The 15,105-nt window shown below is 69.5% G+C and carries 13 protein-coding genes; 5 read left to right on the top strand and 8 right to left on the bottom strand.

Translation table 11 applies throughout. From position 1 onward, the window contains the following. Nucleotides 1-370 precede the first annotated feature (370 nt). The 3 genes from bluB to BTH_RS19325 all read left to right on the top strand — a co-directional run bounded on the left by bluB (nt 371) and on the right by BTH_RS19325 (nt 3,736). Nucleotides 371-1,030, top strand: coding sequence for a 5,6-dimethylbenzimidazole synthase (gene bluB / locus BTH_RS19335; RefSeq protein WP_009889421.1), 660 nt, complete (start codon nt 371-373; stop codon nt 1,028-1,030). 115 nt (nt 1,031-1,145) lie between these two features. Then, nucleotides 1,146-2,315, top strand: a complete 1,170-nt coding sequence (locus BTH_RS19330; RefSeq protein WP_009889419.1) for an MFS transporter — start codon at nt 1,146-1,148, stop codon at nt 2,313-2,315. 251 nt (nt 2,316-2,566) lie between these two features. Further along, nucleotides 2,567-3,736, top strand: a complete 1,170-nt coding sequence (locus tag BTH_RS19325; RefSeq protein WP_009889417.1) for an MFS transporter — start codon at nt 2,567-2,569, stop codon at nt 3,734-3,736. A 361-nt stretch (nt 3,737-4,097) separates the two neighbouring features. Here BTH_RS19325 and fahA read toward each other — a convergent pair whose 3' ends face one another. The 6 genes from fahA to BTH_RS19295 are packed head-to-tail and all read right to left on the bottom strand — an operon-like array spanning nt 4,098 to nt 11,010. Beyond that, entirely contained in the window at nt 4,098-5,405 is a 1,308-nt protein-coding gene (gene fahA / locus BTH_RS19320) for a fumarylacetoacetase (RefSeq protein ID WP_009889416.1), read from the bottom strand. Then, nucleotides 5,402-6,736 (bottom strand): homogentisate 1,2-dioxygenase, encoded by a 1,335-nt coding sequence (gene hmgA, locus BTH_RS19315; protein ID WP_009889415.1) that lies wholly within the window; start codon nt 6,734-6,736, stop codon nt 5,402-5,404. The genes fahA and hmgA overlap by 4 nt, the downstream gene beginning before the upstream one ends. Before the next feature lie 18 nt (nt 6,737-6,754). Further along, the gene (locus tag BTH_RS19310) at nt 6,755-8,110 is read right to left on the bottom strand and encodes an MFS transporter (RefSeq protein WP_009889414.1); all 1,356 of its coding nucleotides are present in this window, start codon (nt 8,108-8,110) and stop codon (nt 6,755-6,757) included. Then, nucleotides 8,107-8,337, bottom strand: a complete 231-nt coding sequence (locus BTH_RS19305; protein ID WP_004538687.1) for a DUF2783 domain-containing protein — start codon at nt 8,335-8,337, stop codon at nt 8,107-8,109. Before BTH_RS19305 ends, BTH_RS19310 begins: the two co-directional genes overlap by 4 nt. A gap of 35 nt (nt 8,338-8,372) precedes the next feature. Next, nucleotides 8,373-10,034, bottom strand: coding sequence for an FAD-dependent oxidoreductase (locus BTH_RS19300; protein ID WP_009889413.1), 1,662 nt, complete (start codon nt 10,032-10,034; stop codon nt 8,373-8,375). Between the two features lie 19 nt (nt 10,035-10,053). Then, nucleotides 10,054-11,010, bottom strand: a complete 957-nt coding sequence (locus BTH_RS19295; protein WP_009889411.1) for an MBL fold metallo-hydrolase — start codon at nt 11,008-11,010, stop codon at nt 10,054-10,056. A 259-nt stretch (nt 11,011-11,269) separates the two neighbouring features. On the opposite strand from BTH_RS19295, the gene BTH_RS19290 reads away from it, so the two are divergent. Beyond that, the gene (locus BTH_RS19290) at nt 11,270-12,076 is read left to right on the top strand and encodes an EAL domain-containing protein (RefSeq protein WP_009889409.1); all 807 of its coding nucleotides are present in this window, start codon (nt 11,270-11,272) and stop codon (nt 12,074-12,076) included. Nucleotides 12,077-12,247: 171 nt separating this feature from the next. Here the strand turns inward: BTH_RS19290 and BTH_RS19285 are convergent, their stop codons facing one another. After that, on the bottom strand, nt 12,248-12,655 hold the full coding sequence (locus tag BTH_RS19285; RefSeq protein WP_009889407.1) for a GFA family protein: 408 nt from the start codon (nt 12,653-12,655) through the stop codon (nt 12,248-12,250). 206 nt (nt 12,656-12,861) lie between these two features. Next, nucleotides 12,862-13,653: an IclR family transcriptional regulator gene (locus tag BTH_RS19280; RefSeq protein WP_009889405.1), complete on the bottom strand. Its 792-nt coding sequence runs from the start codon at nt 13,651-13,653 to the stop codon at nt 12,862-12,864. Nucleotides 13,654-13,729: 76 nt separating this feature from the next. Here BTH_RS19280 and BTH_RS19275 point away from each other — a divergent pair, with 76 nt between their 5' ends. Continuing rightward, nucleotides 13,730-14,917 (top strand): acyl-CoA dehydrogenase, encoded by a 1,188-nt coding sequence (locus BTH_RS19275; RefSeq protein ID WP_009889403.1) that lies wholly within the window; start codon nt 13,730-13,732, stop codon nt 14,915-14,917. The last annotated feature ends 188 nt before the right edge of the window (nt 14,918-15,105 follow it).

The following is a 15,105-nucleotide window of genomic DNA, read 5'->3' as shown; positions in this document are numbered from 1 at the left end:
GAAATTCGGCGGCATTGCGCATTCGCCCCGTAGTGCGTGGCGCGTGGCTCGACGACCGCGCATCGATTTCCTCCGAACCTCCGGGACGGCCGGCGCGCCCGCGCAATGTCGCGGTCCGTCGTCCGGCCTTTGGCCGGCATTCGGCCGACTCTCGCCAGACTTTTTCCCGGCAGCCCCCCGAATCGCCCAGTTGGTCTCTCCGGCCCAGCCGCCCCGTCTCGCCCGCCTTCCCCGAAGCCCGGCCGCTCCGACCAAACGCTTCAGACCGAACCCCGCCGAACCGGCCCTCGTCGGCCGCCCCCTTATTGGCGCGCCGCGAGAGTCTGCTATCGTTGCGGCGATTCGCCTCCACCCGCTTCGCCAGTTCACCATGCGTTTCGACGAACCCGCGATCGCCGCCGTCTACCGGGCGATCTTCGAGCGGCGCGACATGCGCCATTTCACGTCCGCCCCGGTCGATCCCGACGTGCTCGCGCGCCTGCTGCGCGCCGCGCATCACGCGCCGAGCGTCGGCTTCATGCAGCCGTGGCGCTTCATCCGCGTGACCGACCCCGCGCTTCGCAAGCGCATCCACGCGCTCGTCGACGCCGAGCGCCGCGCGACCGCCGACGCGCTCGGCGAGCGGCACGACGAGTTCATGCGGCTGAAGGTCGAGGGCGTGCGCGAATGCGGCGAGCTGCTCGTCGTCGCGCTCGCCGACGGGCGCGAGCGGCACGTGTTCGGCCGCCGCACGCTGCCGGAAATGGATCTCGCGTCGGCCGCCTGCGCGATCCAGAACATGTGGCTCGCCGCGCGCGCCGAAGGGCTTGGGATGGGCTGGGTGTCGCTCTTCGACGTCGACGCGCTGCGCCAACTGCTCGCGATGCCCGACGGCGCGAAGCCGATCGCCGTGCTGTGCCTCGGCCACGTCGACGCGTTCTACGCGAAGCCGATGCTCGAGCAAGAGCGCTGGGCCACACGGATGCCGCTCGAAGCGTGCCTGTACGAGAACGCCTGGGATGCCGCGCCGACGTCTGCGCGCAACACCTGATCGGGCCCCAAACGCCGGGGTTTTCCCTGAGATAGAATCGCGGCTGTTCCGCTCGCTTCCATCGGCGCGCCGCATCCCGCGACGCCGGACGCGGCGTTCCTCCCGCGAGTCCTCCATGCCGCTGCCCCTCTTCGCCCTTGCCGTCGCCGCGTTTGGTATCGGTACCACCGAGTTCGTCATCATGGGCCTGCTGCCGAACGTCGCGCGCGACCTCGGCGTATCGATTCCGGCGGCGGGCATGCTCGTGTCCGGCTATGCGCTCGGCGTGACGATCGGCGCGCCGATCCTCGCCGTCGTCACCGCGAGAATGCCGCGCAAGGCGGCGCTTCTCGCGCTGATCGGCGTGTTCATCGTCGGCAATCTCTTTTGCGCGATCGCGCCCGGCTACGCGACGCTGATGATCGCGCGCGTCGTCACCGCGTTCTGTCACGGCGCGTTCTTCGGGATCGGCTCGGTCGTCGCGAGCAGCCTCGTCGCGCCGAACAAGCGCGCGCAGGCGATCGCGCTGATGTTCACCGGCCTGACGCTCGCGAACGTGCTCGGCGTGCCGCTCGGCACCGCGCTCGGCCAGGCGTTCGGCTGGCGCGCGACGTTCTGGGCCGTCACCGCCATCGGCGCGCTCGCGGCGGCGGCGCTCGCCTTTTGCGTGCCCAAGCGCCTCGAGATGCCCGCGGCCGGCATCGCGCGCGAGTTCGGCGTATTGCGCAATCCGCAGGTGCTGATGGTGCTCGGCATCAGCGTGCTCGCGTCGGCGAGCCTTTTCACCGTGTTCACGTACATCACGCCGATCCTCGAGGACGTGACGGGCTTCACGCCGCGCCAGGTCACGCTCGTGCTGCTGCTGTTCGGCCTCGGCCTGACGGTCGGCGGCACCGTCGGCGGCAGGCTCGCCGACTGGCGGCGCATGCCGTCGCTCGTCGCGACGCTCGCGTCGATCGGCATCGTGCTCGCCGCGTTCGCGGGCACGATGCGTGCGCCGCTGCCCGCGCTCGTGACGATCTTCGCATGGGGCGTGCTCGCGTTCGCGATCGTGCCGCCGCTACAGATCCTGATCGTCGATCGTGCGAGCCACGCGCCGAATCTCGCGTCGACGCTCAACCAGGGCGCGTTCAACCTCGGCAACGCGCTCGGCGCGTGGCTCGGCGGCACCGCGATCCACGCGGGCGTGCCGCTCGCGAAACTGCCGTGGGCGGGCGCCGCGCTCGCGATGGCGGCCCTCGCGCTCACGCTGTGGTCCGCGTCGCTCGAGCGGCGAACGGTTCCAGCGCCAGCCGAATGCGCGTGACGCGCAGAGAGCGCGTGGCGCGCGTCACGCATGGGATGCATGACATGCGCGACGCACACGCCACTCGCGGCGCGGCGTCGCCTACGCCACGCACGCGTGCACCGGCATCCGGCGAACGGCGGGCGAGCGATCACGTGGAGATTGCGCGGCGGAGCGCGCATCGCTTGCCGGCTTGAATGGCCCGGAATCGCGCGAAATGAGGCTGAATGGCGCGACGCCAAGCCGTCCGCCGGTGTAGCATCACGGCCGTTATGAAGACCATCCTCACCCGCGATTTTCTCGCACTCATTCTCAGCGTTGCCGTCGTCGGCCTGGGCACGGGCGCGACGCTCCCCCTCACCGCGCTCGCGCTCACCGAAGCGGGCCACGGCACCCGCGTCGTCGGCATGCTGACCGCCGCGCAGGCAGGCGGCGGCCTCGTCGTCGTGCCGTTCGTCGCGGCGATCACGAAGCGGCTCGGCGGGCGGCAGGTGATCGTCGCGTCGGTGATCGCGCTCGCCGCGGCGACCGCGCTGATGCAGTTCACATCGAGCCTCGTCGTCTGGGGCGTGCTGCGCGTCGTCTGCGGCGCCGCGCTGATGCTGCTCTTCACGATCGGCGAGGCCTGGGTCAACCAGCTCGCCGACGACGCGACGCGCGGGCGCGTCGTCGCGATCTATGCGACGAACTTCACGCTGTTCCAGATGGCGGGGCCCGTGCTCGTGAGCCAGATCGCGGGCATGACGCACGCGCGCTTCGCGCTGTGCGGCGCGCTCTTTCTGCTCGCGCTGCCGTCGCTCGCGTCGATCCGCAAGACGCCCATCGCCGACGAGCCGCATCACGACGCGCACGATCTCTGGACGCGCGTGATGCCGAAGATGCCCGCGCTCGTCGTCGGCACCGCGTTCTTCGCGCTGTTCGACACGCTCGCGCTGTCGCTGCTGCCGCTCTTCGCGATGGCGCGCGGCGTCGCGAGCGAGGCGGCCGTGCTGCTCGCGGCGATCCTGCTGTTCGGCGACACCGCGATGCAATTTCCGATCGGCTGGCTCGCCGACAAGCTCGGCCGCGAACGCGTGCACATCGGCGCGGGGTGCGTCGTGCTCGCGTTGCTGCCGCTCATGCCCGTCGTCGTCGCGACGCCGTGGCTCTGCTGGCCGCTCCTCTTCGTGCTCGGCGCGGCGGCGGGCAGCGTCTACACGCTGTCGCTCGTCGCGTGCGGCGAGCGCTTCCGCGGCTCGGCGCTCGTGACCGCGAGCTCGCTCGTGTCGGCGTCGTGGAGCGCGGCGAGCTTCGGCGGGCCGCTCGTCGCGGGGGCGCTGATGGAGCAGTTCGGCGGCGACGCGCTGATCGGCGTGCTGATCGTGTCGGCGATCGCGTTCGTCGGCGCGGCGCTGTGGGAGCGGCGCGCGTTGCCGGCGCAAGCTGTCCGGCAGGAGCGGTGACGCGATGCGGTGATCGCGTCGAGCACGCCGAGGCGTTCCGACACGCACGCCGCGCGAGGCGCCCGCCATCGATGCGCGACGCGAATCCTTCACGCGAATCCGTCGCGCGGGACGCGTCGAGCGAAACAGCGCGCCCGCGTCGGTGCTCGCCACGGTCCGCCCGCGTCGCGCCGCGCCGGGCGACACCGAGCCCAAGCGCGCCGCCGTATCGCGAAACCGGGACATGATGCCCAAACAACGCGGGCGCTTGCGGCCTCGAAGCCGCAAGCGCCCGATTCGATGACCGCGCGCAGCTTTCCGCGCCACCCTTTCGCGACGTCGATCGCACAAGGCGGCGCGGCCCGCCGCGCGCCCTACCGCGTCACCGGCTCAACGCCGGCAGAATCTTCCCGACGCACGTGCCGAAGCCGACGCGATACCCGTCGCCCTGACACCAGCCGGCAAGCGTCAGCTCGTCGCCGTCCTCGATGAACGCGCGCGTGCCGCCGCCCGCGAGCGCGACGGGCTCCTTGCCGTTCCACGTCAACTCGAGCAGGCTGCCGAACGAATCCTTCGTCGGCCCGCTGATCGTGCCCGAGCCCATCAGGTCGCCGACCCGCGTGTTGCAGCCCGACACCGTGTGATGCGCGAGCTGCTGCGCCATCGTCCAGTACATATACCGAAAGTTCGTGCGCGCGATCGTCGTCGCGCCGGCCGCGCCTTGCGGCTTCAGCCGCACCTCGAGCTCGACGTCGAACGCATGCTCGCCGCCGTGGCGCAGATACGCGAGCGGCTCCGGCGCCTGCTTCGGCTGCGCGGTGCGGAACGGCTCGAGCGCGTCGAGCGTGACGATCCACGGCGAGATCGACGTCGCGAACGTCTTCGCGTTGAACGGCCCGAGCGGCACGTACTCCCATTGCTGGATATCGCGCGCGCTCCAGTCGTTGAGCAGCACCATCCCGAAGATGTGCGACTCCGCGTCCTCGCACGCGATCGGCTCGCCGAGCGCATTGCCGCGCCCGACGATGAAGCCCGTCTCGAGCTCGATGTCGAGCTTGCGGCACGCGCCGAACACCGGGCGCTCGCTGTCGGGCAGCTTCAGTTGACCGTTCGGGCGGCGCACCGGCGTGCCACTCACGACGACCGACGACGCGCGGCCGTTGTAGCCGATCGGCATCTCCGACCAGTTCGGCAGCAGCGCGTTCTTCGGATCGCGAAACATCGAGCCGACGTTCGTCGCGTGCTCCTTCGACGAGTAGAAATCGGTGTAGCCGGGAATGTCGACGGGCAGATGAAGCGTCGCGTCGCGCTGCGCGACGAGCACCCGTGCACGCAGCGCCGTGTCGTCGCGCAGCCGCGCGCAGCCTCGCTCGAAAAGCGTGCTCAGCTGAATGCGCACGCTGCGCCACGCGTCGCGGCCGAGCGAGATGAAATCGTTCAGTGCGGGCCGCTCGAACACGGCCGCCCCGCCCTCGACCGTCAACAGCCCCGCGCGCGCAAGCTCGGCGAGGTCGACGATCTGGTCGCCGAGCGCGACGCCCGCGCGGCGCGACGGGTTGCGCGCATCGCTGAAGACGCCGAACGGCAGGTTCTGGATCGGGAAGTCGCACGCGGCGTCGTTCGCCGCATCGAGCCAGCTCTTGCGGGAAGGATCGAGGCTCGCGCGCAGCGCGTCGGAAATAGCGCTCATCGTTGCTCCGGATTGAAATGTTTCTTGAGGCCTTGCCAGCATTCGAAGTAGTTCGCCTGCAGTTGCGCGGTATCGAGCGCGAAGCGCGTCGGCCGGATCAGCGTGCGGGTCTCGAACATGAACGCCATCGTGTCGCCGACCTTGTTCGGCCTCGACGTATCGATCGCCGACGCCTTCTCGAACGTGTCCGCATCCGGCCCGTGGCCCGACATGCAGTTGTGCAGGCTCGCGCCGCCCGGCACGAAGCCTTCCGCCTTCGCGTCGTAGACGCCGTGCACGAGCCCCATGAACTCGCTCGCGACGTTGCGGTGGAACCACGGCGGGCGGAACGTATCCTCGGCCGCGAGCCAGCGCGGCGGGAAGATCACGAAGTCGATCGCGTCGACGCCCGGCGTATCGCTTTGCGACTGCAGCACGAGGAAGATCGACGGGTCCGGATGATCGTAGCTGATCGAGCCGATCGTGTTGAAGTGACGCAGGTCGTACTTGTACGGCGCGTAGTTGCCGTGCCATGCGACGACGTCGAACGGCGAATGGTCGATGTCCGCGCGCCAGAGCCGGCCGTTCAACTTCGCGACGAGCTCGAACGCGCCTTCGCGATCCTCGTACGACGCGTTCGGCGTCAGGAAGTCGCGCGGATTCGCCAGGCCGTTCGAGCCGATCGGCCCGAGATCCGGCAGCCTGAGCAGCGCGCCGAAGTTCTCGCAGACATAGCCGCGCGCGCGCCCGTCGGGCAGCGCGACCGCGAAGCGCACGCCGCGCGGAATCACCGCGATCTCGAACGGCTCGACGTCGAGCCGTCCGAGCTCCGTCATGATGAAAAGCCGCCCTTCCTGCGGCACGATCAGCAGTTCGCCGTCCGCGCTGTAGAAGAAGCGCTCGCGCATCGAGCGGTTCGCCGCGTACAGATGGATCGCGCAGCCGCTCATCGCGGCGGCCGAGCCGTTGCCCGCCATCGTCACCCAGCCGTCGACGAAATCGGTCGGCTGCGCGGGCATCGGCAGCGGGTCCCAGCGCAACTGGTTCGGCGGCGTCGGCGGCACGTCGCCCGAATCGCCGAAATCGGCGACGATCCGGCGCTCGCCGGACACGAGCTCGAACGGCCGATGCACGGCGGCGGGCCGGATGCGGTACAGCCACGAGCGGCGGTTATGGCCGCGCGGCGCGGTGAACGCGGTGCCGGACAACTGCTCCGCGTAGAGCCCGTACGGCGCGCGCTGCGGCGAGTTGCGCGCGTGCGGCAGCGCGCCCGGCAGCGCCTCGGTCGCGAATTCGTTCGCGAAGCCGCTCTGATAGCCGGCTTCGCCCGGTTTCGAAAAATCCAGTGTCATGATTGTCGTTCTCTCCATTCAAGCGACGTTCGGCGCGGCCGTGCCGCGCCGCCGCGTCACGCTCGCGAGGCCGATCACGAAGACGGCCGAGCACAGCACCGGCACGGCCGCCGCGTGAAAGAGCGCGTCGTTCGACCAGCCGAGCGCGATCAGCTGCCCGCCGACGAGCGGCCCGAGCACGGAGCCGACGCGGCCCACGCCGAGGCTCCAGCCGATGCCCGTCGAGCGCAGCGACGTCGGGTAATAATGGCCCGCGAGCGCGTTGACCGCGGGCTGTCCGCCAACGACGCAAAAGCCGCCGACGAACACGGCTGCGAGCAGCCAGTAAAACGCATGCGCGACCGAGCCGATCAGGCCGACCGCGATCGCCGCGCACGCGAAGCAGGCGAACAGCACGCGCACGAAGCCGTACCGTTCGATGAACCGGCCGAGCGACAGCGTGCCGATCACGCCGCCCGTCTGCAGCACGGTGCCGACGATGACGGCCGTGCCGCTCGCGTAGCCCGCGTCGCGCATCACGGTCGGCAGCCAGTTCGACAGGAAGTACAGGTCGATCAGGTTCATGAAGTTGATCGCCCAGAGCAGCAGCGTGACGCTCGCGCGCCCCGAGCGGAACAGCTCGGCGACGGGCGCGCCCTGCGGCCCCGCTTCGCGCACGACGAGCCGCGTATCGGGCGAGACCGCGAGCTGCGGCGCGAACTTCGCGAGCCACGCGCGCGCCGCGTCGTGCCGGCCGCGCAGCACGAGCAGTTGCGGCGATTCGGGCAGGCGCGCGGCCATCGCGGCCGCGAGCGCGAGCGGCACCGCGCCGCCGACGAAGAACACCGCGCGCCAGCCGAACGCCGGAATCAGCGCCGCGCTGACGAAGCCGCCCAGCGCCGCGCCGGCCGTGAAGCCGCACGACACGATCATCATCCGCTTCACGCGGTGCGCGCCCGGGCTGCATTCACCGACGAGCGCCATCGCGTTCGGCATGATGCAGCCGAGCCCCAGGCCCGTGACGAAGCGCAGCGCGATCAGCGTCGGAATCGATGTCGCGAACGGCGTCGCGAGCATCGTCAGCGCGAAGAACAGCGTCGCGCCGATCAATACCGGCCGCCGGCCGATCCGGTCGGCGAGCACCGACAGGCCGAGCGCGCCGAGCAGCATCCCGAACAGGCTCGCGCTGAAGACGGGCCCGAGCGCCTGCTTCTTCACGCCCCACTCGGCGATCACGCTCGGCGCGACGTAGCCCATCGCCTGCGCATCGAAACCGTCGATCACGAGGCACAGCCCGCACAGCGCGAGCAGCATCGCGTGAAACGCGGGCCGGTGCGTGTCGTCGATCACGCGCTCAACTTCGAGCACGCGCGCGGCACTCGCCGCCGCGCTCATTGCAGCGCGGGCGCGCCGGGCGCGCCTTCGAGCACGGCCGCGCCGCTGCGCGCGAGCGCCATCGCTTCGCGCAGCACGTCGAGGTCGCCGATCTGGTTCGCGAGCAGCAGGATCAGCTTCGCGTTGACGAGCTGGCTCTCGCTGTCGGGCAGATCGCGGTGCATGTCGATCAGCGCTTCGTAGAACGCGTCCGGATCGGGCAGGCGCAAGCGGGTGTCGAGGTGCATCGGGTGTCTCCTGGTCTCGTTCGTTGGTTTTCCGCTCACGCGCGGCAGATCGCGCGGGCGAGCGCCGCGCGCACCGCGCTCGCTTGCGCCGTGCGAAAGCGCGCGCACACATGCTGGTCCGGACGCAGCAGATAGAACGTGCCGGGGCGCGCGTCATAGCGCTGCGCGGCGAGCCCTTCGCTGTCCTCGATCACGTCGACGCCCTCGACCGCGCGCGCCTCGCCCTTCGGCACGACGAGCACGGGCGCGACCGGCGGCGCGAGGCCGCGCGTCGCGGCGACGAGCTCGCCCGCGTCGCCGATCGAGCCGAACAGGATGCCGACGAAGCCGCCCTTCAGATGCTGCAGCAGCCAGCCGGGCTCGCCGTTCGCGAGCACGGGTGCATCGGGCGCGACCGCGCCCGGCGCCGGCGCGCGCTCGAACGTCTCGCCCGCGCGATCGGGCGTGTTCAGCGGCGAATCGGCGAGCACGGCCGGCACCGATAGCCGGCCGCTGTTGACGAGCCTGCGCGCGAACTCGCAGTCGCGCGCGAGCTTGAGCGTCGCGTCGCGGAACACGCGCGAGATCGGGCTCTTCGGCGTGATGAAGTCGGTCGAGCGGGTCGAATTGCGGATGTTCTCGTCGGCGGCGAATTCGCGCTCGCGCGCATACGTGTCGAGCAGACGGTCGGGCGCGCGGCCGTCGAGCACGAGCGCGAGCTTCCACGCGAGGTTCTCCGCATCCTGCACGCCGCTGTTCGCGCCGCGCGCGCCGAACGGCGACACGCCATGCGCGGAATCGCCCGCGAACAGCACGCGGCCGTGGCGGAAGCTGTCCATCCGCTGGCAGCGGAACGTATAGACGCTCACCCATTCGAGCTCGAACTCGACGTTCGGCCCGAGCAGCGCGCGCACGCGCGGAATCACGCGCTCCGGCGCCTTCTCCGCGACGGGATCGGCGTCCCAGCCGAGCTGGAAATCGATGCGCCACATGTCGTCCGGCTGCCGGTGCAGCAGCACCGATTGATTGCGATGGAACGGCGGATCGAACCAGAACCAGCGCTCGGCCGGGAACGGCGCCTTCATCTTCACGTCGGCGATCAGGAAGCGGTCCTTGAACGTGCGGCCGTGGCTGTCGAGCCCCATCATCGCGCGCAGCGGGCTCTTCGAGCCGTCCGCCGCGATCACGTAGCGCGCGCGCAGCGTGTACGGGCCCTCCGGCGTGTCGACGTCGAGCTCCGCGTGCTCGGGCGTCTGCCGAATGCCCGTCACGCGGCTCTTCCAGCGCAGATCGAGGTTCGGCAGCTCGAGCGCACGCTCGGCCAGATAGCCTTCGACGTAATACTGCTGCAGATTGACGAACGCGGGCCGCGCGTGCCCGGCTTCCGGCAGCAGGTCGAACGCGTAGATCAGCTCGTCCTGCAGGAACACCTTGCCGACATGCCAGCTCACGCCCTTTTGCGCGACCCGCTCGCCGCAGCCGAGGCGATCGAAGATCTCGAGCGTGCGCTTCGCGAAGCAGATCGCGCGCGAGCCGCTCGACAGCGTGTCGTCGTCGTCGAGCAGCACGACGGGCACGCCGTGCTGCGCGAGATCGATCGCCGCCGCGAGCCCGACGGGCCCCGCGCCGACGACGACGGCCGGATGCGGCTCGCCCGCATCGGCAAGCGCCGCGCGCGGACGATAGTCGAACTTCAGCGTCTGATAATCGATGGTCATGATCGCCGCCCGCCGTGCTTCAGCCTTCGAGGGTCCGCCACATTTCCTTGTCGCGCTCGGCCGTCCAGATCCGCGGATCCGGATATTGCGTGGCCTCGTCGAACGCGCGCGTCACGTCGAACGGCATGCAGTGATCGAAGATCACCCAGTCGCCGAACTTCGGCTTCAGTTGCGCGTAGGTTTCCTTGTAGATCGCGTTCAGGTCCCGGCCCTCGGCCGCTCCGGCTTTCACCTTCGCGTACAGCTCGCTCACGAACGCGCGCGTGCCCGCGAGGCCGTCGGCCACTTCCTGCGGCGTCTTCAGCGCCGCGCCGCGCCCCGGCACGAGCTTCTCGGGCGCGAGCGCCGCGATCGCGTCCAGCGTCGCGGGCCAGTCCTGGAAGTACGCGTCGCCCGCGTACGGCGTCGCGCCGTATTCGACGAGGTCGCCCGACAGCAGCACCTTCTCCTGCGGCAGCCAGACGACCGTGTCGCCCTTCGTGTGGCCGCGGCCGAGCTGCATGATCCTCACCTCGAGCTTGCCGAGCCAAAGCGTCATCTCGCCCTTGAACGTGAGCGTCGGCCACGTGAGGCCCGGCACCGACTCGACCGAGCGGAACAGGCGCGGGAAGCGCTCGATCTCGCTCTTCATGTCGGCCGCGCCGCGCTCGACGATCAGGTCGTACGTGTCCTGGCTCGCGATCACGTGATCGGCGCCGTACGCGGACGCGCCCAGCACGCGCACCGCGTGGTAATGCGTGAGCAGCACGTACTTGATCGGCTTGTCGGTGACTTCGCGAATCCGGCGGATCACATCCGCGGCCATCACGGGCGTCGCCTGCGTGTCGGCGACGAGCACCGCGTCGTCGCCGACGATGATCCCCGTGTTCGGATCGCCTTCCGCCGTATAGGCGTAAGCGTGCTCGGACAGCCGCTCGAACGTCACCTTCTTCTCGGCCAGATCCGCCTGCGATGCAAATTTCTTGTCACCCGCCATCTGTCGCTCCTTGCTCCGTATTGAGGGATGCGCGCCGCTTTCGCCGGACAAGCGGCGCGCGTGATTGCTTGATCTGCGTCAACATCACGATTTACGAATGGTAAAACCAATTACGATTAGTGAAATCAACGTATACCCTAATCGATCGCGCGGAACCGATATCGATATGAGCAACTCACGCGAGCCAATCGCGCGCGGCGCTGCTACTATCGTTCATATACGGCGGCCGTTTCGGCCGCCTTTCTTCCTTCCGGAGTCCATGGTTCCGCCCACCATTCCCGAGCTCGTCGCCCGCGCGGGCAAGCTTCCGTTCCTTTGCGACCACCTCGCGCTCGAAGACGGCGTGCAAGGCGCGTATGCGCATCTGCGCGATCGGAAGCTGGAGAGCGTCTACGAGCCGATCTACGACGTGTCGATGCCAGGCGCGCCGCAATCGACATCGCTGTCGGACGCGATCGAGCGCTACGGCGACGAACTCGGCTTCCAGGCGCTCACGCACGCGGGCGGCGCGCCGTTCGATCCGATCGACGCCGTCGCCGACGATCAGGAGCTCGTCGCGCTCGACCGGCTCGCGCGCAGCCTGCATGCGATCAACTTCTTCGGCGCGCAGCGGCACGGCCTGCTGTTCCTGCGCGTGCACGAGCGGCTGCTGAAGAGCGTCAAGTACGACCACGGCAAGCACTTCTCGACCGTGCTCAAGGGGTTCGGGCTGCCGCCCGAGCGCGTCGTGATCGAGCTGCCGGCGGCGGCCGTCGCGCACAAGACGTTTCTCGGCTATCTGACGAAGAGCTATCAGCATTACGGCTTCAAGGTCGCGGACAAGCTGCCCGATCCGGGGCGCATCCTTGCCGTCGAATCGGACATGGCGCGGCCCGACTACATCAAGATGGACGCCGCGATCGCGCTGCGGGAAGGGATGGTGAAGGCGCTCGTCGGCTATGCGCAGCGCGTGCGCATTCCGCTCATCTTCGATCGCGTCGTCGACGAGACGCAGTTCGAGCTACTGCGTCAGTACGACGTGCGGCTCGTGCAGGGGCCGGTGTTCTCGCAACCCGCCGCGGTCTGACGGAGTTCGGGCGATGCCCGGCAGCCGCGCCGCAGGGCGCGAGCGACACATCCCCGCCCGCGCGCGCGAAACACGCGCCACTCGTGCGCCGCAACGCAGTTCGCAAGCCTCGCGCCCGATCATCATCGCCCGGCCGCGCTCGCGCGATGCCGGTTCAAGCGCGGCGCCGGCTCAGTGGTCGCCATCGTCGCGCACCGGCAAACCGCCCGCCACTGCGAGGCCGGGAATGCGGCTCGCGTACCACGTATGCGCTTTCGGCACGATCGCCGACGGGTCGTCGAGCGTCGCGTAATTGACCTCGACCGTCGAAGGCGCGGCCGAGCGCCGGTATTCGAGCTGCGCGCCGCACTGCGCGCAGAAGCGCCGCTCGCCCCATGCGCTCGACGCGAACACGCGCGGCTCGCCCTTCACGTACTCGAGGGCACCGATCGGCACCGTCGCCCACGCGAGCACGGCGGCGCCCGTCGTCCGCTGACACAGCCGGCAATGACAGAATCCCGCGTCGTCCGGCGTGCCGGCGATCCGGTATCGAATCGCGCCACACGCGCACCCGCCTTCCAGCCATTCCGAGCTCGACATCGCGAACCTCCTGTTCACGTGGCATAGGCATGCTGCGATGGAAAACGGCATCTACGATACAACCGGGCGCGGTCGCCCGCGGCCTTGCGTCGCGACAAGCGACGTCGAAGCGGACAAAGATGGCCGCGCCGCCCATGCGCGGCATCGAATTACGGCGGCGAAGCGGCGGCGAAGCGCGGCCCCGCGAGCGGCGCTCGCGCGCCCGCTCAGCCCAGCTCCCCGAGCCGTCGAGCGAGCGCCTTCAGCTTCGGGCCGATCCGGTTGCGGAACACCTCCTCGCCCATCGACGACGCCGGCCCGCTACAACTGAGAATCAGCCGGCGCCCTTCGCGCGGTTCGCGAAACGGCACGGCTGCCGCGTTCACGTCGTCGTGCCAGTCGCGAAACGAGTAGCAACAGCCGTCGACGGTGAATGCGTCGACCGCCCGCTCCGCCGCCTCGACAAGCGCCGCCCCCGCCCGCCCCTTCCCCGCCGTCCTGCGCAGCTCGGCAAGGAGCGCCGCGCGCGCGTCGGGCGGCTGTACGGCGAGATACGCACGCCCCATCGAGCTCGTCAGCATCGACAGCCGCGACCCCGATGCGAGCCCGAGCGTGAGCGCCGTCTCGCTGCGGATCGTCTCCAGGTAAATCATGTCGAGACCGTCGCGGCAGCCGAGCGACACCGCCGCGCCGATCTCGCGCGCGAGCGCCTGCATGTGCGGCCGCGCGAGCGCGAGCGTGTCCGAGCCCGCGAGCAGCGCGTAGCCGAGCGACAGCACGCCGGCATCGAGCGCGTACTTGCCGAGCGCGTCGTCGTAACGCAGATAGCCGAGCACAGTGAGCGTGTACGCGAGCCGGTTGACGGTCGCCTTCGGCAGCCCGGTGCGCTCGACGAAGTCGCGATTGCCGAGCATCGTTTCGCCTGGCCGGAACGCGCGCAACAGATCGAGCCCCCTGGCGAGGGCGACGACGAACTTGCGTTCGTCGAGCGTGTCGGCATCGATGGTCGAAAAATTCATGCGGTGATACACTGGGGCCAATTTGCAAAACATTGTTCCGCATAGCGGAACTACAGTCAAGCGAGGAGATGACGAGATGGCTGCCGCAACCTTCCATTGGGACGATCCGCTGCTGCTCGACCTGCAGCTCAGCGACGACGAGCGCATCGTGCGCGACGCCGCGAACGCTTACGCGCAGGGCAAGCTCGCGCCGCGCGTGACGGAAGCGTTCCGCCACGAGACCACGGATGCGGCGATCTTCCGCGAAATGGGCGAGGTCGGCCTCCTCGGCCCGACGATTCCCGAGGCGTACGGCGGCCCCGGCTTGAGCTACGTGAGCTATGGGCTCATCGCGCGCGAGGTCGAGCGCGTCGATTCGGGATACCGGTCGATGATGTCGGTGCAGTCGTCGCTCGTGATGGTGCCGATCTTCGAATTCGGCTCCGACGCGCAGAAGGAAAAGTACCTGCCGAAGCTCGCGACGGGCGAGTGGATCGGCTGCTTCGGCCTGACCGAGCCGAACCACGGCTCCGATCCGGGCAGCATGGTCACGCGCGCGAAGAAGGTGCCGGGCGGCTACGCGCTGTCGGGCTCGAAGATGTGGATCACGAATTCGCCGATCGCCGACGTGTTCGTCGTCTGGGCGAAGCTCGACGAGGACGGGCGCGACGAGATTCGCGGCTTCATCCTCGAGAAGGGCTGGAAGGGCCTGTCGGCGCCGGCGATCCACGGCAAGGTGGGCCTGCGCGCGTCGATCACGGGCGAGATCGTGCTCGACGAAGTGTTCGTCCCCGAAGAGAACATCCTGCCGAACGTAAAGGGCCTGCGCGGGCCGTTCACGTGCCTGAACTCGGCGCGCTACGGGATCGCGTGGGGCGCGCTCGGCGCGGCGGAGTCGTGCTGGCACACGGCGCGCCAGTACGTGCTCGATCGCAAGCAGTTCGGCCGTCCGCTCGCCGCGAACCAGTTGATCCAGAAGAAGCTCGCGGACATGCAGACCGAGATCACGCTCGGCCTGCAGGGCGTGCTGCGGCTCGGCCGGATGAAGGACGAATGCACCGCCGCCGTCGAGATCACGTCGATCATGAAGCGCAATTCGTGCGGCAAGGCGCTCGACATCGCCCGCCTCGCCCGCGACATGCTGGGCGGCAACGGCATCTCGGACGAATTCGGCGTCGCGCGCCACCTCGTGAACCTCGAAGTGGTGAACACGTACGAAGGCACGCACGACATCCACGCGCTGATCCTCGGCCGCGCGCAAACGGGAATTCAGGCGTTCTTCTGAGTTTTGCGAACGTCGCGCGGATGCGGCACCGGCGTTCTCTTCGCCAACGCGCCGAGCCAGAGCCGGCGCGGCCGCGCGGACGACGCGCGGCACCCGTGCGCGGATGCGCCCGCGCCGCCGAAGCGGCGCAGCAAACGAAAAAGCCCCGGCATGATCGCCGGGGCTTTTTCGTCATATGACCTTCGTGA

Origin of the sequence: Burkholderia thailandensis E264, from assembly GCF_000012365.1 — a bacterium.
Classification (GTDB): Bacteria; Pseudomonadota; Gammaproteobacteria; order Burkholderiales; family Burkholderiaceae; genus Burkholderia; species Burkholderia thailandensis.
This window is presented reverse-complemented; position numbering and strand designations above follow the sequence as displayed.